General features: G+C 71.8%; 27 protein-coding genes. 13 read left to right on the forward strand and 14 right to left on the reverse strand.

What is annotated here, in order from left to right:
- Window positions 1–61: 61 nt before the first annotated feature.
- Both AB0O28_RS19300 and AB0O28_RS19305 read right to left on the reverse strand, forming a co-directional pair.
- On the reverse strand, window positions 62–751 hold the full coding sequence (locus AB0O28_RS19300) for a response regulator transcription factor (RefSeq protein ID WP_363641898.1): 690 nt from the start codon (window positions 749–751) through the stop codon (window positions 62–64).
- Window positions 748–1,857 (reverse strand): ATP-binding protein, encoded by a 1,110-nt coding sequence (locus AB0O28_RS19305; RefSeq protein ID WP_363642101.1) that lies wholly within the window; start codon window positions 1,855–1,857, stop codon window positions 748–750. The genes AB0O28_RS19300 and AB0O28_RS19305 overlap by 4 nt, the downstream gene beginning before the upstream one ends.
- A 185-nt stretch (window positions 1,858–2,042) precedes the next feature.
- On the opposite strand from AB0O28_RS19305, the gene phoU reads away from it, so the two are divergent.
- Together phoU and AB0O28_RS19315 are read left to right on the forward strand one after the other, a co-directional pair.
- A complete protein-coding gene (gene phoU, locus AB0O28_RS19310) occupies window positions 2,043–2,702 on the forward strand; it encodes a phosphate signaling complex protein PhoU (protein WP_363641900.1) in 660 nt (219 codons plus the stop codon).
- A 418-nt stretch (window positions 2,703–3,120) separates the two neighbouring features.
- Window positions 3,121–4,251: a hypothetical protein gene (locus AB0O28_RS19315; RefSeq protein WP_363641902.1), complete on the forward strand. Its 1,131-nt coding sequence runs from the start codon at window positions 3,121–3,123 to the stop codon at window positions 4,249–4,251.
- 46 nt (window positions 4,252–4,297) lie between these two features.
- Here the strand turns inward: AB0O28_RS19315 and AB0O28_RS19320 are convergent, their stop codons facing one another.
- From AB0O28_RS19320 to mshA, 3 genes are read right to left on the reverse strand one after another with little or no spacing between them, the layout of a single operon-like run.
- A complete protein-coding gene (locus AB0O28_RS19320; RefSeq protein WP_363641904.1) occupies window positions 4,298–5,041 on the reverse strand; it encodes a phosphoglyceromutase in 744 nt (247 codons plus the stop codon).
- A gap of 39 nt (window positions 5,042–5,080) precedes the next feature.
- Window positions 5,081–5,566 (reverse strand): YbjN domain-containing protein, encoded by a 486-nt coding sequence (locus AB0O28_RS19325; protein WP_139580412.1) that lies wholly within the window; start codon window positions 5,564–5,566, stop codon window positions 5,081–5,083.
- A 10-nt stretch (window positions 5,567–5,576) separates the two neighbouring features.
- A complete protein-coding gene (mshA, locus tag AB0O28_RS19330) occupies window positions 5,577–6,860 on the reverse strand; it encodes a D-inositol-3-phosphate glycosyltransferase (protein WP_363641907.1) in 1,284 nt (427 codons plus the stop codon).
- Between the two features lie 83 nt (window positions 6,861–6,943).
- Here mshA and AB0O28_RS19335 point away from each other — a divergent pair, with 83 nt between their 5' ends.
- The 3 genes from AB0O28_RS19335 to AB0O28_RS19345 are packed head-to-tail and all read left to right on the forward strand — an operon-like array spanning window position 6,944 to window position 9,174.
- Window positions 6,944–7,801 (forward strand): SDR family oxidoreductase, encoded by an 858-nt coding sequence (locus AB0O28_RS19335; protein ID WP_363641909.1) that lies wholly within the window; start codon window positions 6,944–6,946, stop codon window positions 7,799–7,801.
- Entirely contained in the window at window positions 7,798–8,616 is an 819-nt protein-coding gene (locus AB0O28_RS19340) for a class I SAM-dependent methyltransferase (RefSeq protein ID WP_363641911.1), read from the forward strand. Before AB0O28_RS19335 ends, AB0O28_RS19340 begins: the two co-directional genes overlap by 4 nt.
- Before the next feature lie 30 nt (window positions 8,617–8,646).
- Window positions 8,647–9,174 carry a GNAT family N-acetyltransferase gene (locus tag AB0O28_RS19345; RefSeq protein ID WP_363641913.1) on the forward strand — a complete coding sequence of 176 codons (528 nt, stop codon included), beginning with the start codon at window positions 8,647–8,649 and terminating at the stop codon, window positions 9,172–9,174.
- 75 nt (window positions 9,175–9,249) lie between these two features.
- On the opposite strand, the gene AB0O28_RS19350 is transcribed toward AB0O28_RS19345, so the two are convergent.
- Window positions 9,250–9,768, reverse strand: a complete 519-nt coding sequence (locus AB0O28_RS19350; protein ID WP_363641915.1) for an O-acetyl-ADP-ribose deacetylase — start codon at window positions 9,766–9,768, stop codon at window positions 9,250–9,252.
- Window positions 9,769–9,819: 51 nt separating this feature from the next.
- Here AB0O28_RS19350 and AB0O28_RS19355 point away from each other — a divergent pair, with 51 nt between their 5' ends.
- From AB0O28_RS19355 to AB0O28_RS19375, 5 genes are all read left to right on the forward strand, one after another.
- Window positions 9,820–10,176, forward strand: a complete 357-nt coding sequence (locus AB0O28_RS19355) for a BlaI/MecI/CopY family transcriptional regulator (protein ID WP_363641917.1) — start codon at window positions 9,820–9,822, stop codon at window positions 10,174–10,176.
- The gene (locus AB0O28_RS19360; protein WP_363641919.1) at window positions 10,173–11,087 is read left to right on the forward strand and encodes a M56 family metallopeptidase; all 915 of its coding nucleotides are present in this window, start codon (window positions 10,173–10,175) and stop codon (window positions 11,085–11,087) included. Before AB0O28_RS19355 ends, AB0O28_RS19360 begins: the two co-directional genes overlap by 4 nt.
- 68 nt (window positions 11,088–11,155) lie before the next feature.
- Window positions 11,156–11,590: a helix-turn-helix transcriptional regulator gene (locus AB0O28_RS19365; protein ID WP_363641921.1), complete on the forward strand. Its 435-nt coding sequence runs from the start codon at window positions 11,156–11,158 to the stop codon at window positions 11,588–11,590.
- 3 nt (window positions 11,591–11,593) lie between these two features.
- The gene (locus tag AB0O28_RS19370) at window positions 11,594–11,950 is read left to right on the forward strand and encodes a hypothetical protein (RefSeq protein ID WP_363641923.1); all 357 of its coding nucleotides are present in this window, start codon (window positions 11,594–11,596) and stop codon (window positions 11,948–11,950) included.
- 127 nt (window positions 11,951–12,077) lie between these two features.
- Entirely contained in the window at window positions 12,078–12,428 is a 351-nt protein-coding gene (locus tag AB0O28_RS19375) for a DUF2516 family protein (RefSeq protein WP_363641925.1), read from the forward strand.
- Between the two features lie 48 nt (window positions 12,429–12,476).
- Here the strand turns inward: AB0O28_RS19375 and AB0O28_RS19380 are convergent, their stop codons facing one another.
- Window positions 12,477–13,448 carry a magnesium transporter CorA family protein gene (locus tag AB0O28_RS19380; RefSeq protein ID WP_363641927.1) on the reverse strand — a complete coding sequence of 324 codons (972 nt, stop codon included), beginning with the start codon at window positions 13,446–13,448 and terminating at the stop codon, window positions 12,477–12,479.
- 96 nt (window positions 13,449–13,544) lie between these two features.
- Window positions 13,545–13,961, reverse strand: a complete 417-nt coding sequence (locus AB0O28_RS19385) for a VOC family protein (protein WP_363641929.1) — start codon at window positions 13,959–13,961, stop codon at window positions 13,545–13,547.
- Between the two features lie 112 nt (window positions 13,962–14,073).
- Here AB0O28_RS19385 and AB0O28_RS19390 point away from each other — a divergent pair, with 112 nt between their 5' ends.
- On the forward strand, window positions 14,074–15,681 hold the full coding sequence (locus AB0O28_RS19390) for a DUF2207 domain-containing protein (RefSeq protein ID WP_363641931.1): 1,608 nt from the start codon (window positions 14,074–14,076) through the stop codon (window positions 15,679–15,681).
- Window position 15,682: 1 nt separating this feature from the next.
- Here AB0O28_RS19390 and AB0O28_RS19395 read toward each other — a convergent pair whose 3' ends face one another.
- A complete protein-coding gene (locus AB0O28_RS19395; RefSeq protein WP_363641933.1) occupies window positions 15,683–16,303 on the reverse strand; it encodes a CGNR zinc finger domain-containing protein in 621 nt (206 codons plus the stop codon).
- 85 nt (window positions 16,304–16,388) lie between these two features.
- On the opposite strand from AB0O28_RS19395, the gene AB0O28_RS19400 reads away from it, so the two are divergent.
- Window positions 16,389–17,270 (forward strand): alpha/beta hydrolase, encoded by an 882-nt coding sequence (locus AB0O28_RS19400; protein WP_363641935.1) that lies wholly within the window; start codon window positions 16,389–16,391, stop codon window positions 17,268–17,270.
- A gap of 25 nt (window positions 17,271–17,295) precedes the next feature.
- On the opposite strand, the gene AB0O28_RS19405 is transcribed toward AB0O28_RS19400, so the two are convergent.
- Window positions 17,296–18,237: an asparaginase gene (locus tag AB0O28_RS19405; RefSeq protein WP_363641937.1), complete on the reverse strand. Its 942-nt coding sequence runs from the start codon at window positions 18,235–18,237 to the stop codon at window positions 17,296–17,298.
- A gap of 45 nt (window positions 18,238–18,282) precedes the next feature.
- On the opposite strand from AB0O28_RS19405, the gene dtd reads away from it, so the two are divergent.
- Window positions 18,283–18,708 carry a D-aminoacyl-tRNA deacylase gene (gene dtd, locus AB0O28_RS19410; RefSeq protein ID WP_363641939.1) on the forward strand — a complete coding sequence of 142 codons (426 nt, stop codon included), beginning with the start codon at window positions 18,283–18,285 and terminating at the stop codon, window positions 18,706–18,708.
- 15 nt (window positions 18,709–18,723) lie between these two features.
- On the opposite strand, the gene AB0O28_RS19415 is transcribed toward dtd, so the two are convergent.
- The 4 genes from AB0O28_RS19415 to AB0O28_RS19430 are packed head-to-tail and all read right to left on the reverse strand — an operon-like array spanning window position 18,724 to window position 24,128.
- The gene (locus tag AB0O28_RS19415) at window positions 18,724–19,809 is read right to left on the reverse strand and encodes a folate-binding protein (protein ID WP_363641941.1); all 1,086 of its coding nucleotides are present in this window, start codon (window positions 19,807–19,809) and stop codon (window positions 18,724–18,726) included.
- Between the two features lie 10 nt (window positions 19,810–19,819).
- The gene (locus tag AB0O28_RS19420; protein WP_363641943.1) at window positions 19,820–21,454 is read right to left on the reverse strand and encodes a SpoIIE family protein phosphatase; all 1,635 of its coding nucleotides are present in this window, start codon (window positions 21,452–21,454) and stop codon (window positions 19,820–19,822) included.
- A complete protein-coding gene (locus AB0O28_RS19425; protein ID WP_363641945.1) occupies window positions 21,451–23,136 on the reverse strand; it encodes an ATP-binding protein in 1,686 nt (561 codons plus the stop codon). The genes AB0O28_RS19420 and AB0O28_RS19425 overlap by 4 nt, the downstream gene beginning before the upstream one ends.
- A complete protein-coding gene (locus tag AB0O28_RS19430; RefSeq protein ID WP_363641947.1) occupies window positions 23,133–24,128 on the reverse strand; it encodes an ATP-binding SpoIIE family protein phosphatase in 996 nt (331 codons plus the stop codon). Before AB0O28_RS19430 ends, AB0O28_RS19425 begins: the two co-directional genes overlap by 4 nt.
- Between the last annotated feature and the right edge of the window lie 22 nt (window positions 24,129–24,150).

A 24,150-nucleotide genomic window follows, 5' to 3' on the forward strand; every position in this document is an offset into this window, starting at 1 on the left:
GCCGGACAGGGGCTCCTTTACCACTGGGCGTGCCGTACGAGCCGTACAGGCCCGTACGGCCTCACTCGTCGGCCGGGTCGAACTTGTAGCCCAGGCCGCGCACGGTGAGGATGCAGCGGGGGTTGGACGGATCGGCCTCGACCTTGGCCCGCAGCCGTTTCACGTGCACGTCGAGCGTCTTGGTGTCGCCCACGTAATCGGCGCCCCACACCCGGTCGATGAGCTGACCACGGGTGAGCACCCGCCCGGCGTTGCGCAGCAGCACTTCGAGCAGCTCGAACTCCTTCAGCGGAAGCTGGACCTGCCGTCCGCGAACGGCCACGATGTGCCGGTCGACGTCCATACGGACCGGTCCCCCGGCCAGGACCGCCGACTCCACCTCCTCGACGTCGCCCTGCCTGCGCAGCACCGCGCGGATGCGCGCCACCAGCTCGCGGGACGAGAACGGCTTGGTCACGTAGTCGTCGGCCCCCAGCTCGAGGCCGACGACCTTGTCGATCTCGCTGTCCTTGGCGGTCAGCATTATCACGGGGACCTTGGAACGCTGCCGGAGCGAGCGGCACACCTCGGTTCCGGGCAGGCCCGGGAGCATCAGGTCGAGCAGGACGAGATCGGCACCGTTGCGGTCGAACGCGTCCAGGGCCTCGGGGCCGGTGGCCGCCACCGCGACCTCGTACCCCTCTTTCCTGAGCATGTACGACAAGGCGTCCGAGAACGACTCCTCGTCCTCGACGACGAGTACCCGAGTCACTTAGCGGCCTCCTGGGGGATGGTCGTGCTTGGTACGGGGACCGCCTGACCGCCGAACGCGGGAAGGCGAAGAGTGAAGGTCGAGCCGGATCCTTCCTTGCTCCACACCGTGACCTCGCCGCCGTGCGCGACCGCCACGTGCTTGACGATCGCGAGGCCGAGGCCGGTGCCGCCGGTGGCCCGTGACCGGGCGGCGTCGACACGGAAGAACCGTTCGAAGATGCGTTCCTGCGCACCTTCGGGGATGCCGATGCCCTGGTCGCTCACGCTGACCTCGACGGCGTTCCCGGCCGGTCTGGCGCTGATCACGACGCGGGTGTGCTCGGGGCTGTAGGCGACGGCGTTGTCGATGAGGTTGCGCAGCGCGGTGACGAGAAGCTCCTCGTCGCCCCAGACCTTCAGGCCCTCGGCGCCGCCCGCGACGAGTGTGATGTCCTTCGCCGAGGCCTTCGTGTTGCACCGGTCGATCGCCTCGTGGACGGTCTCGTCGACCGGCACCTGCTCGGGTGCGGGGATGGGCTCACCGCCCTGGATCCGCGACAGCGTGATCAGGTCCTGCACCAGGTACGTCAGGCGGGCGGCCTCGTGCTGCATCCGGCCGGCGAACCGCCGCACGGCCTCGGGGTCGTCGGCCGCGTCCTGCACGGTCTCCGCGAGCAGGCTCAGCGCGCCGACCGGCGTCTTGAGCTCGTGGCTGACGTTGGCGACGAAGTCCCTGCGCACCGCCTCGACCCGTTGCCGCTCGGTCTGGTCCTCGGCGAGCACGAGCACCTGCCCGTGAGAGCCGAGCGGAGCCACCCGCACCGCGAACGACGTGGACTCCTGCCCGAACTTGCGTCCGGCCGTCTCTATCTCGCTCTCGCGGATCTCGCCGTCCCTGCGGACCTTCCTGGCCAGCGCGAGCAGTTCCGCGGCCATGAGGGACTCCCCGCGTACGAGGCCGAAGGCGCGCGCGGCCGAGCTGGCACGCAGCACCCGGTCCTCGCGGTCGAGGACGACCGCCGAGGAGGGCAGCACGGCGAGCACCGACGCCACCCCCGGAGGCAGGCCGTCGTCCACCGGTTCGGGTGTGCGGGGCTTGTCCGCCTGCCGTCGGATCGCGAGCATGACGAAGGAGCCGAGGACGAATCCGCCCATCGCCGCCAGGCTCGCCAGCAACTCGTTCACATTCAGCAGCCTAGGCGGCATTTCTGGTTCTTCCACCTGCCCGACCTGGCACGACGGCCCTGTTTCCGGAAAAGTTCATCCGGCGGTCGAAATTCGTTCATCGACCCGCGCGTAGCGTGGCGGCCATGCGCGACGCCTATCACGAAGAGCTTGCGGCCCTGACCGACCGCCTGGTGGAGATGACCCGCCTGGTGCGGTCGGCCATGTCGAGAGGAACGACGGCCCTGCTCGACGCCGACCTGCAGCTGGCGGAGAGCGTCATCTCCCAGGACGCCGAGGTCGACCGGTTGCACCAGGAGCTCGAGGCCTCGATCTACGAGCTGATGGCCACGCAGCAGCCGGTGGCGGTCGACCTGCGTACGGTCATCACGGCCCTGCGGATGGCCGCCGACCTGGAGCGCATGGGCGACCTGGCCGAGCACATCGCCAAGCTCGCCCGGATGCGCCACCCCGAGTCCGCCATCCCGGCCGAGCTGCGTGACACGTTCGTCGAGATGGGCGCCATCGCCGAGAACCTGATCACCAAGGCGGGCAGTTGCATCGCCTCCCGCGACATCGATCTCGCCAAGGAGCTGGAAGAGGACGACGACGCGATGGACCGCCGCCACCGCCGGCTGTTCCGCGTCCTGCTGTCGAAGGACTGGGAGCACGGCATCGAGGCCGCCATCGACATCACACTGGCGGGCCGCTACTACGAGCGGTACGCCGACCATGCCGTACGCGTCGCCCGCGACGTCGTGTACCTCGTCACGGGTACGCGCGACGCGGACGCCCTCGCCGGCTGACGCGACGGCGTACGGGGGGCGCGGAAGCCCCGGTCCTCGGGGGGCCGGGGCTTTCGCACGCCCCTCGCATCGCCGGACCGCGGGTCGTTTGTCGCACCTGCCCAATAGTCTTCGCTCTCGTGCCGAGACGATCATGGATGCTCTGGGCAGCGGCGACGCTGACCGCGGTGGCTCCCACCCTCTACTTCTGGGTCATGTGGACCCTGACCGGCGACGACGGCAGCCGGAGCTACGTGTCGATCTCCTCGGGCTCCTGCCCCGGCTGGGACATCTACGATCAGGTCTCCCCTTGGGCAGATCCCATCAAGGCTTTTCCCCTCTTTTCCTACGACGGTGCACCGCTGATCGTCCTGGGCTTCGCGTGCTGGAGTCTGAGCCTGCGGAGCGGGCGAGCCGGACTGGGCAGGATCATCGGCCGTTGCGTGGCCGTCGTCCTGCTCGTTCTCAACCTCCCCGACTTCCTGCTTCCGCGCTGGACGCGGCGCTCGGCCCCGCGTGCACGCAGATCTGGGGGCCGCCCGAGCTGTTGTCCCAGCACTTCGAGTGGCGGCTCTACGACTGCCTCCCGCCGGTCCTCGTCCTGCTCGCCGTACGCGCTCCCCGGCGCCCGTTCGTGCGCCGGGGCCCGGTCGTCCGCACGACGGCGGCCGTCCTGGCGGTGACCGCGGTCGTCCTGCTGCCGGCGGCGTCGTCCCCGCCCGGGAAGGTGAGCGCGCAGTGGGAACTCGGCTGTCCCGGATTCGGCGACGGCGCGGTCACGAGGCTGAGCGCGGCGGAGAAGGACTTCCTCTGCGCCGTCCGTGGCCCCGACCACCGGTACAACTCGGGTCTTGAGGGGTGGGACGAGGTCTCCGACCAGGACGTCCTCGCGCAAGGGCGCCACCTGTGCACGTTGGCGACCCGGCACGGGGGCGACACCGGCGCGCGGGCCGTCCAAGAGGCCCCGCAGGCGTCCCTGGCGATCGTGCTGCCGAGCCTGTGCCCGGCCGTGGCCCGGGCGCAGCAGGCGGAGGAAGAGCGCCGGCAGGCGGAGTCGGACGCGTACGTCGCCCAGAAGGAGCGGGCCTGCGCGGCGCATCCCCGGCACCGGCCGAAGATTCGGCCCGTACGCCAGCGCCGGGCCACGTTGTGGACGGAGTTCTGGACCATCGACGGCTGGGAAGAAGGCTACGAGGGCAACCCCCCGGAACTGGTGAGAGACCTGGTGGGAAGCGGCCTGGGCACGCTGGCCATCTGGGCGGCCGACGAGATCGGCCATGCCTGTGTGACGGTCGAGTCCTACACCCGGCGTCCGCCGCTCGAGACCAGAGCCTGGGACGAGGTGGTCGAGGTCGGGTACAAGAGCCCGTCCGGGTCTCTGGAGCTCGTGGACGGCGACGGAACGAGCGTGAAGGGGCTCACCACGCGTGGCCCGGGTTCCTACCGGGTCAGGGTCCACCTGCGCGGCCGCAAGCTCGTGACCCAGGTGCCCGATCCCCCGGACGGCGCGGTGGAACTCCTGGTCCAGGTGTTCCCCGGCAAGGCGAGGAAGCCCGTCGTCTACAAGTAAGGCCGCGCTCCCCGAGGGAGCGCGGCCTTGGCGGGAGACGTGAGGGTTACTTCTTGCCCTGGTTGGCGACGGCCTCGATGGCGGCCGCGGCGGCCGTGGGGTCGAGGTACTCGCCCTTGCCGATCGGGCGGAAGTCGGCGTCCAGCTCGTAGCGCAGCGGGATGCCGGTCGGGATGTTCAGGCCGGCGATGTCGGCGTCGCTGATGCCCTCCAGGTGCTTGACCAGCGCGCGCAGGGAGTTGCCGTGCGCCACCACCAGCACGTCGCGACCGGCCGCCAGGTCGGGGACGATCTCGTCGTACCAGTACGGCAGCATGCGCCCGACGACGTCCTTCAGGCACTCGGTGCGCGGCAGCAGCTCCGACGGCAGCACCGAGTAGCGGCCGTCGCCGACCTGGGAGTACTCGTCGTCGTCGGCGAGCGGCGGCGGCGGCACGTCGTACGAACGGCGCCACAGCATGAACTGCTCGTCGCCGAACTCGGCGCGGGTCTGCGCCTTGTCCTTGCCCTGGAGCGCGCCGTAGTGGCGCTCGTTCAGCCGCCAGGAGCGCTTGACCGGGAGCCACAGCAGGTCGGCCGCCTCAAGCGCGAGGTTGGCGGTCTTGATGGCCCGGGTGAGCACCGAGGTGTGCACCACGTCGGGCCGGATCCCGGCCTCCAGGAGCAGCTGCCCGCCGCGCCGCGCCTCCTCCTCGCCGGTCGGCGAAAGTGTGACGTCCACCCAGCCGGTGAACAGGCCTTTGACATTCCATTCGCTCTCGCCGTGCCGCAGCAGCACCAAAGTCGCCATGCGGCCAATCCTATCGGCGTGCGGCGGACGTCCCGTTGGTCAGGACTCGACCACGCGGGCGAAGGCGCGCAGGTTGGCCAGCGACTCGCCGCGCTTGACCCGCCACTCCCACTCGCGCCTGATGGAGGTCGCGAAGCCCAGCTCGAGTGCGCGGTCGAACGACTCGTCGGAGTAGGTGAGCACGCAGCCGAGAACCCGGTCGATCTCCTCCTCGGTCACCGCGTCCAGCGGCAGCCGGCCCACCAGGTGCACGTCGCCCGTGGCGTCGACGGCGAAGTGGACGCCGTACATCGAGCCGTTCTTGTGCAGCAGCCAGCGGTAGAACTCGGCGTGGTTCTCGTCGGGCTGCCGGCAGAAGAACGCCTCGATGTTCAACGCCTGATCGCCGATCACGAGCCAGGTCAGGGTGGCGAGCTTGTGCTGGCCCGGCAGCCTGACCAAGAACGCACCCGGCTTCGGCCGCTCGTAGGACAGCTCGGCGGACTCCAGCGCCGACGCGATGACCGCTTCCAGATCCGGTCTCATACCGACCACCCTATGAGTTGACGGCGATGGGGGTCCGGTGGAGCTGGGCCATGGCGCCGGCGTACACGTCGGCCAGCCGGGCGGCGGTCGCCGACCAGCCGAAGCCCGTGGCGTGCTGCACGGCGCCCGCGGCCAGTTCGGCGAGGCGGTCCGGATGCCGGGCCAGCCGGGCGAGCTCGCGTGCCCAGTCGTGCGGGTCGTGTCCCGCCACCAGCACGCCGGACACGCCGTCCTTGACGGCCGTCCGCAGGCCGCCCACCGCCGCCGCGACGACCGGGGTGCCGCACGCCTGCGACTCCAGCGCGACCAGGCCGAACGACTCGTTGTAGGAGGGCACCACGGTCACGTCGGCGGCCCGGTACCAATCGGCCAGCTCCGGCTGCGGCGCGGGCGGCGCGAGCCGTACGACGTCGGGGATGCCCAGCTCGGCGGCGAGGTCGCCGAGCAGGGAGGGATTCGCGAGGCCGTTGCCGCTGGGCCCGCCCACGCAGGCCACGACGAGCCGCGACCGCAGCGAGGGGTCCTCCACCAGCATCCGGGCGGCGGCCTTGAGCAGCACGTCGGGGGCCTTGAGCGGCTGGATCCGGCCCACGAACAACAGCACGAAGGCGTCCTGCGGCAGATTGAGGCGGCGGCGCGCGGCGCCCTTAGACGCGGGCTGGAAGACGGCGAGGTTGACGCCGGGGTTGACGACCGCCACCCGTTCGCGCGGCGCCCCGTAGAGGCTGATCAGCTCGTCGGCCTCGGCGGCGGTGTTGGCGATCAGGCGGTCGGCGACCTCCACGACCTGCTCCTCGCCGAGCACGCGCATCGCCGGCTCGGGCTTGTCGCCCTCGGCGAGCAGCGCGTTCTTCACCTTGGCCATGGTGTGCATGGTGTGCACGAGCGGCACGCCCCAGCGTTCCTTGGCCAGCCAGCCCACCTGGCCCGACAGCCAGTAGTGCGAGTGGATCACGTCGTACCGGCCGGGGTCGTACATCGCCTCGGTGCGCAGGACGCCGGACAGGAAGCCGCACAGCTGCCCCGGGAGATCGGCGCGGTCGAGCTCCTCGTACGGCCCGGCGGTGACGTGGCGGACGAGCACCCCCGGACTCAGCTCGGCGACCGGAGGCAGGTCACGGGCGGTCCGCCTGGTGAAGATCTCCACCTCGATGCCCAGCGCCGCGAGACGCTTGGCGACCTCGACAATGTAGACGTTCATGCCGCCCGCGTCGCCGGTCCCCGGCTGGTCCAGCGGGGACGTGTGCACACTGATGGTCGCGACGCGGTTGACCCGACGTCGTAACACCGACACCCGAACCACCTCCGAAAGGCTTATAACCACCAAAATCATCACCGGATTCCCCGACATTGGTGAGCACCGGAGATCCTGAGAGGATGGCGCCTGCCCACCCGGAGCAGCGTGGAAGGACGATGGCGGTGACGATGACCAATCCCCCGGGGACCGATCCCGCAGGGACCGATGTCGCAGGGACCGATGTCGCGGGGACCAGGACAGCGGTGGTGACCGGCGCGAGCAGCGGCATCGGCGAGGCGACCGCCCGCCGCCTCGCGGCCGAGGGGTACCAGGTCGTGGCGGCGGCGCGGCGGCGGGACCGGCTCGACAAGCTGGCGGCCGACGTGCCGGGCATCCGTCCGGTGACGCTCGACGTGACCGACCAGGCGTCGGTGGACGCACTGGCCGCCTCGCTGGAGCGCTGCGACGTCCTGGTGAACAACGCGGGCGGCGCGTTCGGGCTCGAACCGGTGGCCGGGGGCCGGGTGGACGACTGGCAGCGGATGTACGACGTGAACGTGCTCGGCTCCCTGCGCATGACGAGGGCACTGCTGCCGAAGCTCATCGAGTCGGGGGACGGCGTGCTGGTGATGCTCACCTCGACGGCCGGCCTGGTGTCGTACGAGGGAGGCGGCGGCTACTGCGCGGCCAAGCACGCGCAGACCTCGATGACCGAGACCCTCCGCCTGGAGCTGTGCGGCGACCCCGTGCGGGTCGTCGAGATCGCTCCGGGCATGGTCATGACCGAGGAGTTCGCCCTGACCCGCTTCCGCGGCGACTCCGAGCGTGCCGCCAAGGTGTACGAGGGCGTTCCCGGCCCGCTGAGCGCGGACGACGTCGCCGACGTGATCGCCTTCGCCGTGACCCGCCCGTCGCACGTGAACATCGACAGGCTGGTCGTCCGGCCGCGCGCGCAGGCCGCGCAGCACAAGGTGCACCGGGTAGCGCCGGGGGTATGAGGCCGGTCAGACCGGGCCGCCCGGTGGGGACCGTCACACGCGGCACCACCGGGCACAACCGGCTGCGCCGGTGCGACCGCTGGATCGCCGCCGTCTACGGCCCGCTGTTGCGCTCGGCCCTGGCGGGGGCGGCGCCGCTGGTGGTGGACCTCGGCTACGGCGCGTCCCACACCACGACGACCGAGCTGTTCACCCGGCTGCGCCGGGTCTGCCCCACGGCCGAGGTGGTGGGCGTGGAGATCGCCCCAGAACGGGTCGCGGCGGCCAAGCCGTACGAACGGGAGGGGCTGTCCTTCGTCAGGGGCGGCTTCGAGCTGCCGGTCCCCCGCCCGCCGATGATCGTGCGCGCGTTCAACGTGCTACGGCAGTACGGCGAGGCGGAGGCGTGGGAGCACTGGGACCGGCTGCGAGCCCGCCTGCACCCTTCGGGCGTGCTCGTCGAGGGAACCTGCTCGGAGGTCGGCCACCGGGCGACCTGGGTGGCGCTCGGCGCCGAGGGACCGCGCACGCTCACCTTCGCGGCCCGGTTCACCGGCTTCGAACGCCCCTCGGACCTGGCCGAACGCCTGCCGAAGACGTTGATCCACCGCAACGCTTCCGGCGAGCGGATCCACGCGTTCCTGACCGACTGGGACCGTGCCTGGGCCGCCTGCGCCCCCTTCGGCGCGTACGGCACGCGGCAGCGCTGGATCAGGACGGCCGAGCTGCTGGCGCGGGACTGGCCGGTGGAGACGGTCCCGCCGACCGGCGGCCCCGGCCGCTGGCGGCTCGGCGAGCTCACCCTGCCCTGGAGCAGCGTCTCCCCCGGCGGTTGACGCCGTCCGGCGGTTGATAACGTCCCGGCCATGCGCTTCGTCCTCGACCCGGAGATGACCCCCGAGCTCTTCGAGGAGCTACTGAACTGCTGGGCGGAGGTGACCGACGCGGGCGGCGCGGTGGGTTTCGTGCCTCCGGTGACGCCGGAGGACATCCGGCCGACGGCGGACAGGGCGTTCGCCCGCACCCGCGCGGCCGCGGGGCCGGGGGCCCCCGACAACCTCCTGGTGGGGTTCGGTGACGACGGTGCCCCGGGCGCCTGGCTCATCCTGGGCGACAACGGCTCGGGCCTGCGGGCGCACTGGCGGTGGCTGCTGCGGGTCATGGTCCACCCCAAGCACCAGGGCAAGGGATATGGCAGGGAGCTGCTGCTCGCCGCCGACGACGCCGCCAGGTCGCTCGGCCTGGAGGCGCTGCAGCTCACCTGCCGCGGCGGCACCGGGGTCGACCGCTTCTACGCGAGCGTCGGCTACCGGGAGGTCGGCAGGGTGCCCCGCTCGATCCGGGTGGCCCCCGGCGACGACCGCGACGAGATCTACATGCTCAAGTGGCTCTGACCTTCGCGCTCCGGATTCTCCCCTGACCGCTTCGCGTGGGATCCGCAGGTTTCGGATGAGATTTTGGCCGAATGCTTATCCGATGTCCTGTAGGGCCGACTCGAACACCGCATAGGCTGCGGTACTGAACAACACGAAGCGCACCTCTTCCACCACGGTGGGGGCCGCCTGCCGCACCGCGGTGATCGCGATGCGGGCGGCGTCCTCGACCGGCCAGCGGTAGATCCCCGTGGAGATCGCGGGGAACGCCACCGTGCCGGCGCCCAGCGCGTCGGCGACGACGAGCGACTCCCGATAGCAGGAGGCGAGCAGATGGGATCGGTCCTCGCTCCGCGAGTACACGGGACCGACCGTGTGGATCACCCATCGCGCGGGCAGGCGCCCGGCGGTGGTCGCGACGGCCTGGCCGGTCGGCAGTCCCTTGCCGTACCGGGAGGCGCGCAGCGCCCGGCACCCCTCCAGGATCTCGGGGCCGCCGCGCCGGTGAATGGCTCCGTCCACCCCTCCGCCGCCCATGAGCGACGAGTTGGCCGCGTTGACGATCGCGTCCACCCGCTGCTCGGTGATGTCTCCCTCGACCAGAACGATCTCCATGTCTCCCACCTCTCTACAGGACGTAGTACTACCCCAGGTAGGCTGAAGAACGTGAAGGGACTGGGAGAGCTCGAACGCAGCATCATGGACATCCTCTGGGCGGAGAACACCCCGCTGACGGCCCGCGAGGTGGGACGCCTCATCGAGGACCGCGATCTGGCGCCGACGACCGTGATGACCGTGCTCGACCGGCTGGTCCGCAAGGGCTTCCTCACCCGCACCCGGGACGGCCGCGCGTGGCGCTACCAGCCCGCCGCGAGCCGTGACGCGTACGTCGCCGAGCTTATGCTCGAAGCCCTGGACATGACCGGCGACCGCGACGCGGCGCTGACCCGTTTCGCCCGCGCCGTTTCCGGCATGGAGGCGGAGATCCTGCGGAAAGCCCTCACGGAGCTGGAGGAAGAGTGATCGCGGCGGCGGTCTTAGCGGCGCTCGCCACGATCTGCGCGATGGCCGCGTGGCGGCTGACGTTCGCGCGCTGGACCTGGCGCGCCCCGCGCACGGCGATCCTGCTGTGGCAGTCGCTCGGGCTGACCTGGGGGCTCGCCTCCACCGGCGCCCTGCTCGCCTTCGCGCTCGACCCCTACCGCAAGGGCGTCGTCCACGGGCTCGGGGAGTTCCTGCTGAGCGTGGAGTCCGGCGTGCGCGAGCCGTACGACTACCTGCGGCTGGCCGCGCTGGTCGCCGGGCTGTCGCTGCTCGCGGTGCTGGTCGCCCTGCCTCTCGCGGCCGGGGCGCAGACGCTGCGCGCCCGCCGGCGGCACCGGCTCCTGCTCGCGCTGGTCGCCCGCGACGAACCGGCCGTGCCCGGCGTGCGGGTGGTCGACTTCCCCGGGGCCGCCGCCTACTGCCTGCCGGGACTCAAGTCGCAGGTCGTCATCAGCGACGGGACGCTGCACCTGCTGTCGTCCGCGGAGCTGGAGGCCGTGCTGGCCCACGAGGCCGCCCACGTGCGTGAGCGCCACGATCTGGTGCTGCTGCCGTTCGCCGCGCTGCGCCGCGCGCTGCCGTGGTCGAAGCTGGTCCGCGACGCGCAGTCGTCGGTCGAGCTGCTGGTCGAGATGGCCGCCGACGACCGCGCCCGGCAGCGGTGCTGCCCGCGCAGGCTGGCCACCGCGCTGCTGCGTTTCGGCACCTCGGCGGCGCTGCCGACGCCGCAGGGCGCGCTCGGCGCGTCCGCGCCGTCGAGCGTGATGGCCCGGGTCGACCGGCTCGTACGGCCCGAGGTCGCGCTCCCGGTCGCCCACCGCTTCCTGATCCTGGCCGGATCGGTGATGCTCGCCACCAGCGCCCCGCTGCTTTGGCTGCTTCCTGGCTGAACCTTTGGTGCTAGCTGGAATTAACCACCTAGTTTGCAATTGCAAGCAGCGCGAGGCAGACTGGAGGCATGGAACTGCCCAAGGTCGCCTCGCTCGGTGAGTACATCCGCCAGCAGCGGCAGCAGGCGAAGATCTCGCTTCGCCAGCTCGCCGCGCAGGCGGGGGTGTCCAACCCTTACCTGAGCCAGGTGGAACGGGGCCTGCGCAAGCCGAGCGCGGAGATCCTGAACCAGATCGCGAAGGGTCTGCACATCTCCGCTCAGGCGCTCTATGTCCAGGCCGGCCTCATCGAGGACCGCGAACCGCACAGTGACGTGCTGGCCGCGATCCGGGCCGACGTCACGCTCACCGGGCGGCAACGCCAGGTGCTGATCGACATCTACGAGTCGTTCCGCAAGGAGAACCGGGCCGACACCGCCCAGCCGCCGCAATCGGCTGAGCATCTCGGGGACGACCCGGCCCTCTCATGCGACGGCATTACACCGGATTCGAAGGAAGGATAACCCATGACCATCACGACCCAGGCCAAGAAGATCACGGAGTCCAAGCCGTTCTACGCGCTCACCGGCGCGGGCGACTATGCCGTGGAGAAGGCCCGCGCCTACGCCGGCACGGTGCAGGACAAGGCCGAGTCCGTCGCCAAGGACCTCCCGGAGAAGGCCAAGGGATACGCCGACGCCGCCGCCGCCCGTTTCACCCGGCTGTACGACGACCTGGCCACGCGCGGCCGCAAGGTCGTCAGCCGCGTGAGCGGCGAGGCCGCGCTGGAGCTGACAGAGGTCTCGGAGACCGCCGAGCCGGCGATCGCCGCCGAGACCACCGCCAAGCGGACCGGCCGCACCCGCACCGCGGCCCAGGGCTGATCTCCGGCCCACGCGACACCACGGCGGCCCGCCTTCCCTCCCGGAAGGCGGGCCGCCGCGCTTTCCGGGGCCCGCGCCACATGTCGGCGACGCCCATTAGTCTGGGGGCGTCATTGACTGTGACCGTGTGGGAGAGTCCATGTTCGGGCTGTACGGCATCCTCGACATCGTCTTCTGGCTGCTTTCCGTCGGGGCCTTCGTGCTGTCCGGCTGGGCGCTGGTGCACGCCCTGCGCATCCCCGCGGGCGCCTTCCCCGCGGCCGGCAAGCAGACCAAGCGGCTCTGGCTGATCATCCTCGGCCTCGCGACGTTGTTCACCTTCGCCGCCGCGATCAACTACCTGGGCATGGGCATGGGGCTGCCCAACATCTTCACGATCGCCGCCGTCATCGCCGCGGGCATCTACCTCGCCGACGTGAAGCCGGCGGTCAACGACTACCGGGGCGGCGGCAACCAGGGGCCGTACGGCCCGTGGTGAAAGGGCCGGTGGTGAAAGAGCCGTGGTGAAAGGCCCGGTGAACCGCGCTCAGAGCCAGTCACGGGCCCGGAACACCCGGTAAAGCGCGGACGAGGCGACCACGATCAGCACGCTGGACGTCCAGAAGCCCCACGAGTGCCCGAACCCGGGAAAGGGGATGTTCTGGCCGTAGAAGCCGGTGATCATGGTGGGCACCGCGATGATCGCCGCCCAGCTCGTCACCCGCTTCATGATGAGGTTCATCCGGTTGCTCTGCATGGTCAGGTGCGTCTCGCGGATGTTGCTGACCAGGTCGCGCAGCGACTCCGTCCATTCCGTGGCCCGCAGCACCTGGTCGTACACGTCCTGGAAGTAGGGCGTCATCTCGCCGTCGCCGACCTGGCCGTTGCGGCGCAGGAGGGAGTTGACGGCCTCCCGCATGGGCATCACGACGCGGCGCAGCGTGACCAGGCTCTTGCGCAGCTCGAACGTGCGCCGCTGGTCCTCCGGGCCGACCGGCCGGTCGCCGAACACCGTTCCCTCAAGGTCCTCGACCTGCTCGTCCATGGCTTCGACGGTCTCGAAATGGCTGTCCACCACGTAGTCGAGCAGGCCGTGCAGCAGGAACGCGACGCCGTGCCGGGCCAGGTCCGCCGCCTCGTCCCAGCGCCGGATCACCTCCTCGATCCGGAAGTCGTCCGACTGACGTACGGTGACCAGCGCGTTCTTCGTGATGAAGGCGGCGGCGGGAACGACCCGCACCCGCCCGGACTCGGCGTCGAAACCGGCCGCGTAGACGCTGAGGAACATGTGGCTGTCGTAGACGTCGAGCTTGGGCCGCTGCCGGCGCTGCAGCGCGTCCTCGACCGCCAGGGCGTGCAGTCCCAGCTCTTCGCTGATGGCCCGCAGGTCCTCCTCGGTGGGGGCGCACATGTCGAACCACACCACCGCCGACGGGTCCTTGACGTGCTCGGAGACCTCCGCGACCGGAAAGCCCTCGGCCTCGAGGGTTCCGTTCCGGTACAGCCGGGTGTGTCCCATGGACGGTTACCCTACCCGTGCCGAGGGGGCGCCCTCCTGGGGTCACGCAGGAGGAAGCCCCCGTCCCGTTACGGCCTGGCCACCGATGGCGCCGCGTCAGCCCGTCTTCAGCTGCTGGAAGCGGATCATGTTGCCCGCCGGGTCGCGGAAGGCGCAGTCGCGGACGCCGTACGGCTGGTCGACCGGCTCCTGGATGACCTCGGCGCCGGACGCGAGGATCCGCTCGAAGGTGGCGTCGCAGTCCGGGGTGGCGAAGACGACGGCGCGCAGCATGCCCTTCGCGAGCAGCGCGCTCAGCGCCTCGCGGTCCTCCGGGGAGGCGCTCGGGTCGGCGTTGAGGGTCTCGACGACGACGTTGACGTCCGGCTGCGACGGCGGGCCCATGGTCAGCCAGCGCGCGTCCCCATACTTGACGTCGTTGCGCACCTCGAGACCGAGCACGTCCCGGTAGAAGGTGAGCGCCTTGTCGCCGTCGTCGACCGTGATGTAGCAGTAGTGAAGGGTGAGTTCCATGCCGACGACGCTACGGGCGGCCCCGTCCGCCTCGCTTCTCGATTCCTGACCGGTTCGGGCGGCCGGCATCCGATCACCGCTTCGAGTAACGGGACCGATAGGGTTGCGGCCCATGGTGGATCTCGCGCGCCGGCTCGGACTGGCGGCACTGCTCGCCGTCCTCGCCGCCTCCCCCGCGCACGCCGCTGCCTCCGTCGCCAAGGCTCCCGTCGCCAAGGACGAGGTGACGATGGAGCTCCGCGAGAACGGTGTGCTCCACGTGAAGGAGACGGTCGCTCCCGCCGGCGAGACGGTGCGGCGCACGCCGCTCACCCGGACCCGCTTCGACGACGGCCACGACCGCGTCTACCGCATCTCGAACGTCAAGGGCGGCTCGTACGACGGGGAGGCCCTGACGTTCAAGGGCACGGTGGAGTACGACGTGACCGGCGCCGTGACGCCCACGGCGTCGGGCGAGGAACTGCGCTGGTTCGCGGTGTCCGGCCCCGTGCAGGACGTGGTCGTCACCGTGACCGGCCCCGGCCGGGTGCAGAACCTGTCGTGCTTCGCGGGTGAGCCCAGCGCGGCCATCGCCTGCACCGGCGCCTCGGTTGAGGAGACCGGCGCCACCTCCACCTTCGAACAGCAGGGCCTCGGGGAGGGCCAGACGCTCACGGTCGTCGTCGGCTATCCGAAGGGAGCGACGGGGGCGCGGCCGATCCTGGAGCGCAGGTTCGAGCTGTCCACCGCGTTCACGGTGAACGCGGTGACCGGCGGCTCGCTGGCGGCGCTGCTGGTGCTGCTGCTGGGCGGGGTGGCGCTGCTGTACTGGACGCGGGGCCGCGACGCCCGCGTGGTCGGCGCCGAGTCCGGCCCGGTCAGCGGCCACCGCGACGGCCGCTTCAGCCCGCCCGACGGCGTGCGTCCCGGGCAGATCGGCACGTTGTTCGACGAGCAGGCCGACGTGGTCGACGTGACCGCGACCATCGTGGACCTCGCCGTGCGCAACTATCTGCGGATCGACGAGCGGCCGCGCCAGACCTACGAGGCCGCGGACTGGTGCCTGGTCAGGCTGCCCGGCGCCCCGATCGGCGAGCTGCTGCCCTACGAGCGCGCCCTCTACGACGCGATCTTCGACGGCCGCGACCGGGTGCTGCTGTCGGAGCTGCACGGGTCGTTCGCCGCCCGCCTGGCCACGGTGCGCGACGCCCTGTATCAGGACGTCGTGGCGCAGGGCTGGTTCGCCCGGCGGCCCGACTCCGTGCGGTCCCGCTGGACCACGATCGGTCTGGTCGCCGTCGCGCTCGGCGTGGTCGCCACCGTCCTGCTCGCCTGGTTCACGACGTACGGCCTGCTGGGGCTCGCCCTGATCATCGCCGGAGCGGCGCTGGCCTTCGGCGCCCAGTACATGCCGGCCAAGACGGCCAAGGGCGCCGCGGCCCTGGCGCACACACTGGGCTTCCGCGAGTATCTCGGCCGGGCGAGCGTCGACGACGTCCCCGCCGGCCAGCGCGTGGAGCTGTTCTCCCGCTACCTGCCGTACGCTGTGATCTTCGACAGTGTCGACCGGTGGGCGCGGGTGGTCAGCGCGTTCAACGGCAACGGGCGGCAGACCGACCACCTGTACTGGTATCAGGGCCCGGCCGAGTGGGACCTGTCCAGGTTCGCCGACTCGATGCGGACGTTCGTCATGACCACCTCGGGAGCCATCTCGACCTCCCGCCAGTTCCGTTCCCTATAGGTCATAGGTCCGGCTCGGCGGCCTGTGAGTCGAGGGCGCGGCGACGCCGGTAGTGCCGGGCGACGCGGGCCCGGTTGCCGCACCTCGCCGCCGAGCACCAGCGCCTGCGTGGGTGCGCGGGCAGGAACAGCATCACGCAGTCGTCGGCCGCGCACTCCCGCACGCTCGTGACCGCCGGGTCGGTCAGCAGTTCGGCGACCGCCTCGGCGAGCACCGCCGCCAGCCGGGCGCCCGGCGGGCCGTCCCTGCGCGCCACGGCGGTCACGGCCGTGCCGTCCCAGGTCAGCGCGCGGACGGCGGGCGCCGCGCGCTGCGCCCGGTTGAGGCCGCGCAGCGCGTCCTCCGGCGGCCGCAGGCCCCGGCGGGCCCGATCGATCGCGGCCGCCGCGTGGTCACGCACCTCGTGCACCGCCCGCACCGCCGCCGTGAGGTCGCCGTCCGTCAGCGGCGCATCCCCGCCCTCCGGCAGCGCGCCGGCGAGCCGGCTCTCCTGCAGGGTCAGCCACGCCCGTAGCCCCTCGGCGGTGGCGAGCAGGTCGGCCGGGCCGTCCTGGGTGCGGGGCCGCGTGTTGATCAGGTCGAGGGCGAGCGGCTCCCCGGTCGGCGGAGCGAGATCCGTCATGTGGCTAATGCTATCTCGCGTCGTTGACACATTAGTTGGATAGACGCTACAACTAATGCGTCTTAAGCACGAGGAGGCATTAGTCATGGCGTTGATCACCGTTGCGCGCACGCTCCACCGGCATGTCGACGTCGGGGGCGTGCGGGTCTTCTACCGCGAGTCGGCGCCGGACGAGGGCGGCGACGACGCCCCCGTGATGCTGCTGTTGCACGGGTTCCCGTCCGCCTCGCACCAGTTTCGGCGGCTCATCGACGTGCTCGGGGCCCGCTACCGGCTGATCGCGCCCGACTACCCCGGCTTCGGGCACACCGAGGCGCCCGCGGGCTTCGCCTACAGCTTCGACAAGCTGGCCGAGGTGATGGAGGGCTTCGTCGAGCGGCTCGGGCTGACCCGGTTCGTCATGTACGTCTTCGACTTCGGCGCTCCGGTGGGCTTCCGGCTCGCGACGCGGCACCCCGAGTGGATCACCGGTCTGGTCGTGCAGAACGGCAACGCGTACGAGGAGGGGCTGTCGGACGGCGCCCGCGCCTTCATCGCCCTGCGCCCGGACGCCGAGGGCGACGAGGACACGGTGCGCGCCCTGCTCACGCTGGAGTCGACCCGCGGCCAGTACGAGGGCGGCACGGCCGATCCCCGGCTGGTCGCCCCGGACGGCTGGACCCTCGACCAGCACTTCCTCGACCTGCCGGGGCGCAAGGAAGCCCAGGTGGCGCTGGCTTTCGACTACCACACCAATGTTGAGCGTTATCCGCTCTGGCAGTCCTGGCTGCGCGAGCACCGGCCGCCGACGCTGATCACGTGGGGCCGCGACGATCCGTTCTTCCCCGAGCCCGGGGCCCACGCCTACCTGCGTGACCTGCCCGACGCCGAGCTACATGTCTTCGGCACCGGCCACTTCGCGCTGGAGGAGCGGCTCCCCGAAATCGCCCCGCTGATCGCCGACTTCCTCGACCGCGTCTGGAAGTGATCGGCCGGAGGTGACCGGCCGGAGGTCAGGCGGGGCGGACGCGGACCTCGCCGACCGGGACACCGCCGCCCAACAGCGGGGCGGTCGCCAGCCCGGCCAGTTCGGGGGCGTCGATTCCGGCGGCGCGCAGGGCGGCCACGGTGACCGGCACGCGGGCCCGGCCGCCGCCGTCCACGATCTTCACGGCCCCGGCCCTGCCCTCGGCGTCGGCGAAGGCGTCGAACGCCTCCGCGCCCGACTTCACCAGCAGCCCGGGCACGGCCCGCATCAGCACGTTCTCGGCCCGGGTCGTGCCGCTCGTCCACTCGGGGTGCGCGCGCATCGCGTCGGCGACGCGCCGCTCCGGGGTGCCGATCGGGGCGAGCGTGAGACCGCGGAACGCCCGCGCCACCCCCGCCATCGAGACGAAGAACAGCGGCGCGCCGCAGCCGTCCACGCCGGTCGCCGCGACCCGCTCCCCGGTGCGCTCCTCCACCGTGGCCCGGATCGCCCGCTGCAGCGGGTGGCCGGGATGCCGGTAGTCGTCGACCGGCCAGCCGTTGACCACGCAGGTGGCGAGCATCGCCGCGTGCTTGCCCGAGCAGTTCATGAGGATCCTGCGGGCGTCGCCGTGCTCCCGCAGGACCTCGCGGCGGGCCTGCTCGTCGAGGGGCAGGTCCTCCGGGCAGCGCAGGAAGGTCTCGTCCAGCCCCGCGCCCGCCAGGATCTTCCGCACGCCGTCGATGTGGAAGGGCTCGCCGCTGTGGCTCGCGGCGGCGAGCGCGAGCAGTTCGTTCTCCAGCGGCAGGCCCGCCCGGACCATCGCGAGCGCCTGCAGGGGCTTCATGGCCGAGCGCGGCGACGCGAGACTCGCCGTGTCGCCGCGCACCAGAGCCGGAGCGCCGTCCGCCCCGATCACATGGACGCGTGCCCGGTGCACCGACTCGACGAACCCCGACCGGACCACCTCGACGACCATCTCCGACATAACGGGCAGTCTATGAAGCGCGCGGACGTGGCAGAATTCGGGGCCATGCGTGCGGTCGTACAGCGGGTCACTTCCGCGTCCGTTGTGGTGGAGGGTCAGGTCGTCGGCGCCGTCGACGAGCCCGGCCTGCTCGTGCTCGTGGGCGTCACCCACACCGACGGGCGGGCCGAGGCCGCCAGGCTCGCCGCCAAGCTGTGGGGACTGCGGATCCTGCACGGCGAGAAGTCGTGCTCCGACATCGGCGCGCCGTTGCTCGTGATCAGTCAGTTCACGTTGTACGGCGACGCCCGCAGGGGCCGCAGGCCCACCTGGCAGGCCGCCGCGCCCGGCCCGGTGGCCGAGCCCCTGGTGGAGGCCGTGGTGGCCGAGCTCAGGGCACTCGGCGCGCGGGTGGAGACGGGCGTCTTCGGTGCCGACATGAAGGTCACCCTCACCAACGACGGCCCGATCACGCTGGTTTTGGACGTCTGATCCCCGGCGGCGCAACTAACGGATGCGGCGGCGCAGGGCGGGGTCGATCTTCACGTTGCGCCCGGCGTCCGGCGGCACCACGACCTCCTGGCTCGCCGCGACGCCGCCCGCCAGCAGGTCGATGTCCACCGGCACCGTACGCTTCACGACCGCGAGGGCGATCGGGCCGAGCTCGTAGTGGCGTGCCGACGAACCCACGAACCCGAGCTGGCCGGGCTCGGCGGAGCCCTCCACGGCGGCCTCCGGCTCGGCCTCGACCGGCGTGCCGACGCCGAGGGTCACCGGGGCGCCGTGCGGCGGCAGCCGGTCCACGCTGCCGTCGAGGTGCAGGAAGACCAGACGGCGGGGCGGGTGACCGAGGTTGTGCACGCGGGCGACCGTCTCCTGCCCTCGGTAGCAGCCCTTGCTCAGATGGACGGCCGCGTCGATCCACCCCACCTCGTGGGGAATCGTCTTGTGGTCGGTCTCGAACCCGAGCCGGGGAACGAAAGCGGCGATGCGCAGCGCCTCGTAGGCCCACAGGCCGGCGGGGCGCAGACCCAGAGCGTCCGGGAGGCCACCGAGCCGCTCGCGCGGCACGAGTAGGTCGCCGCCCATCGCGACGGCGCCCTTGGGCGACGCCGGCGACCCCGTGCCCGGCCCGGCCGCGTCGGGGCCGGGCACCGGTGCGGGCGGGGCGAGGGAGACCACCGCGTAGTCCGAGGTGACGTCGGCGACCTCGACACGCAGCATGAAACGCATCTTCTCCAGGAAGGCGACCAGCTCGGCGGAGGTGCCCGGCTCCACGTGGGCCCACACGGCCTCGCCGTCGTCGACGAGCGTGAGGTGGTGCTCGACGCGGCCCTGCGGGTCGAGCAGCAAAGTCTGGGTGGGGGCGCCCGGCTGGAGGGTGTCGAGCTTCTGCGAGCTCAGGTTGTTTAGCCAGCTCAGCCGGTCGGGCCCGCTGATCCGCACGACTTCGCGGTTGCTCCGGTCGACCAGCGCCCGCCCGTCGGCCAGCGCGCGTTGCTCGGCGTAGGGATCGCCGTAGTGGGCCGCGACCGTCTCGTCCGGTGCCTGCGCGGCCACCGCGCCAGGTGTGTCAAGCAAAGGGCTCCGCATGGTTCCAAGGCTATTCGGTCTCCCGCCCCCCGCATGGCCGCGGCCCGCTCCCTGTGGACAACCACCCGGACGGCAGCGGCACGCGGCGGAGTGCGACCAGCGCCACGTCGTCCTCGCGGGCGCCGAAGGTGGCGATCAGCCGGTCGCAGAAGCCCTGCAGATCGTCGCCCACGTCCTCGGCCTGCTGACGGGCGACCTCCAGGCTCTCGTCCAGCAGCTTGTCGCGGTCCTCGATCAGGCCGTCGGTGAACAGCAGCACCGTGGCGTCGCCGGGCAGTCGGACGCGGTCCACGCGGTACTGCTCGTCGGCCACGCCGAGCAGCAGATTGCCGAACCCGTGGTATGCCGCGCCCTTTCCCGCCATGAGCGGCGGAATGTGGCCGGCGTTGACGATCTCGGTCTCCCCCGTCGCCGGGTCGATCAGCATCAGGCAGACGGTCGCCGTCATGCCCGGGTGGTAGCGACGCAGGACCGCGTTGAGCAGGCCCATCGACCGGGCGGGATCGACCTCGTCGATCACCGACGCCCGCAGCGCGTTGCGCAGCTCCGCCATCACCGTCGCGGCGTGCAGCGAGTGGCCCTGCACGTCGCCGAGCGCGACCAGCACCCGCTCGCCGAGGGGCAGGACCTCGTAGAAGTCGCCGCCGACCTCGACGTTGTCCACAGCCGGCTGGTAGCGCACGACGATCCGCAGGCCGGGGATCTGGGGGATCCGCTCCGGCAGCAGGCTGCGCTGCAGGGTCAGCGCGATCGTGTGCTCCTCGGCGTACGCGCGGGCCGAGTCGACGGCCAGGGCCAGGGCCTGCCCGAACTGCCGCAGCAGGCCCAGCTCGTCGCCGTCCAGCGAGGCCTCGGTTTCCACGCCCAGGTAGGCGGGCGGCCTGCCGTGTTTCGTACGGCACAGCACGCCCGCCAACCGGTTCCGCACGTCGCTGTCGGGGACGACCGTCTCCCAGGTGTGCCTGTCCACCTCGAAGGTCTGCACGCCGGCCGCGTCCCCGAGAGACAGATCGCTCAGCCGCAGCAGGGTGTCGGGGTGGACGGGCCGGGCCACCGCCTTCTCTCCGGGCCGGGCGGCGTACCGCCGCAGCTTCCCGTCCGGAGTGATCGCCAGCGCCCGCGCGTACCGACCCAGCAGGCGCGAACCGCCCTCGGCCGCGACGGACAGCAGCCGGTCGAAGTCCTCCGCCTCGTTCATCCCGAGGGTGATCTCGGCGAGGAGGCCGAGCCGCTCGGCCATCCGCTCGGCCCGCTGACGTGCCCGGTAGTACCGCAGCATCGCCTGCACGGTCGCGGCGAACTCGTCGGGCTGGATCGGCTCGGACAGGTACGCGTCGGCGCCCCGCTCCAGGCCCTCGGCGCGGTCGGCCGCGGAGACCGCGTTGCCGGACACCTGGATGACCGGGATCGACGCGCTCGCCGGATCGGCCTTGATCTTCTCGCAGACCTCCATGCCGCCCAGGTCCGGCATGCGTACGTCGAGGACGACCAGATCGGGCCGCAGCCGGGCGACGAGGGCCAGCGCCTCCTCGCCGCCGCCCGCCTCGACCACCCGGTGGCCGGCCCGGCGCAGCCAGCTGGCCAGGATGTAGCGCTTGGTGGGCACGTCGTCCACCACCAGCACGGTCGCCACGGCGTCGCTCATCCGGCCTCACCACCGCCCCCGGCCACGACCGCCTCCCTGATGGTCTCCACCAGCTGGTCACGGCGCAGCCCCTGCTTGCCCAGCACCCGGTGCCGATGGTCCTCCGGCTGCATGGGGGCGACCGACACGACGACGACGGGAACCCTGCGCAGCCGCTCGTCCTCGGCCATCCGCTGCATGAGGAGGTTGCCGTCCAGCCGGGGCATGAACAGGTCGACCAGGACCACGTCCGGCACCCGTTCCCGCATGCGGTCGAGGGCCTCCGCACCGTCGGCGGCCTCGTCCACCTCGGCGGCGTAGCCGAAAAGCATCTGCCTGGCCAGCGTGCGGAAATCCGCGTCGTCGTCGGCCACCAGCACGCGGCCGACCTCCGGCGCGCCCACGCGGTGCGGCAGGCGGAGCGTGACGGTCGTGCCCTCGCCCACCGCGCTGGCCAGCTCGATCGTGCCGCCGAGCGCCTCGGCCAGCCTCCTGGCGTACGGCAGGCCGAGCCCGGTGCCCTTCGACCTGAGCTGGAGCGGCCCGGGCACCTGGAAGAACTCCTCGAAGACGCGCTGCCGGTGCTCCTCGGGAATGCCGACGCCGGTGTCGGAGACGGTGAAGGCGACCTCGGCCGTGGCAGGCTCGACCGCGACCGTCAGCCGCACCTCGCCCCGCTCGGTGAACTTCAGCGCGTTGGACAGCAGGTTGCGCAGAATCCGGGTCAGCATGATCTCGTCGACGAACACCTCGCCGACATCGTCGGCCACCTCGACGACCAGCGCGACCTCGTCGGCCCGGTCCGCGCTGGCCAGCATCAGGCGCAGCCGCTCGGCCAGATCGGCCACGTCAACCAGCGACGGCTGGGGATCGAGCCGGCCGGACTCGGCCTTGGCCAGGTCGAGCAGCTCTCCCACGAGGGCCAGCAGTGTCTCGGCGCTGCCGCCGATCAGCTCGACCTGGTGCTTCTGTTCCCCGGTGAGCGGCTCGCCTCCCGGCCCGAGCAGCAGCCGCACCAGCCCGATGATCGAGGTCAGCGGCAGCCGCAGCTCGTGGCTCACGCTGGCCCAGAACCGCTGCCGGGCCTCGGCCGCCTGGCGGAGCTGCGACGACTTCTCGTCCAGCTCGGCGTACAACGCGACGACGCCGCGGTTGGTCTCCTCGAGCTCGGCGGACAGCTGGTTGTACAGCGCCATGACGCCCTGGTTGGTCTCGGCCAGCTCGGCGTTGAGCCGCAGCACCTCCTCCAGCGTCGTGGCGAGCTCCTGGTTCTGCTCGCGCAGCTCCTCCATCGCCGTGCTGGGCGCGAGCCGGGCCACCCCGTCGCGTACGGTCTCCGGCGACCGGTGATACCGATGCCCGGGTATCCGCTTCACCAGCGTCACCCGTCCCTCGCCCTCGGCGAGGGCCACCTCGTCCACCAGTCGTCCGGCGAGCATGAGCCCCTCGCTCGGCCGCAGGTCGCCGCCGTCCGGGTAGTCCACGGTGACGATCAGCCGATCGTTGCCGAGGGTGAAGGAGACGCGGCCCTCGGCGCCGAGGGCCAGCACCTCCCGGCCGATCTCGCTGAGCGCCGTCGCCACCCTGACCTGGTCCTGCGCCTCCAGGCCGACCAGCTCGGCGATCTGCCGGCCAAGCCGCCGTACCGCGAAGACGTCCTGGTCCCTGCGGAGGTCGGCGCGCGCGAGCGGGTCACCGGTCATGGTCTCTGCCTCACCGCCACCACGCACGCGTCGTCTCTGCGGCTGCCGGCCTCGCGCAGCAGGGTCGCGCCGACGACGGCCGGGGAGTGCGCGAACAGGCCGGGGAAGGCGGCGGGGTCCCACCGGTCGGTGAGGCCGTCAGAATGCAACACCACGGTGGCGTGCCGCGGCAGCGGGTATTCGTACTGCCGCGGGTGCCTGCCCTGGTGTCCGGCGATGCCGGGCTGCGAGATCATCCCCTGCCTGCCCTCGGCGTGCGCGATCCAGCCCGAGACGTTCCCCAGGCCGGCGAACCACACGGTCTCCCGCTCGACCCTGGCCACCGCGGCCGCGCCGCCCCTGGTGTGGCTCAGCCCCCGGTGCACGCGTTCGAGCACGGCGGCGGGCGGGGCCTCGGGATCGTCCAGGAAGATCCGTACGGCTTCGCGGGACGCGTGCGCGGCGGCGCCGCCGTGGCCGAGCCCGTCGCAGAGCAGAACGGTGATCGCGGTGCCGGTGTCGACGAAGGCGAAGGAGTCACCGCAGACGCTCTCCTCGCCGATCGGCCGGCGCATCCCGCTGACCCGCAGCGGCGGGCCGGGCGCCCCGTCGGCGGTGAAGTGCATGACCAGCACGGTGCCGCGGCCGGGCATGCTGTGCACGTCCCATCCGGAGGCCATCCGGGCGATGGCGCCCATGCCGATGCCGAGCGTTCCGGCGGTCGAGTAGCCGTCTCGCAGCGCGCGGGCGAGGTCGGCGATCCCGGGTCCCCTGTCGACGGCCACGAGTTCGACGGTGCCCGCCCGCTCCACGTGGGGGCGCAGCAGGACGACGCCGTCGACGGCGTGCTTGACCAGGTTCGAGACGGCCTCCGTGACCGCGACCGCCACCTGGCCCGTACGGTTCTCCCCGAACCCGGCGGCCGTCGCGAGGGCCACGGCGGACCTGCGCACCGCGCCGATCACGCTCGGATCCGCCGTACGAATCCAGACGTCCTCATGTCGGCTCCTCACCGCGATGTCACCGCACTCATCT

Origin of the sequence: Microbispora sp. NPDC088329, assembly GCF_040685655.1 — a bacterium.
Lineage (GTDB): Bacteria > Actinomycetota > Actinomycetes > Streptosporangiales > Streptosporangiaceae > Microbispora.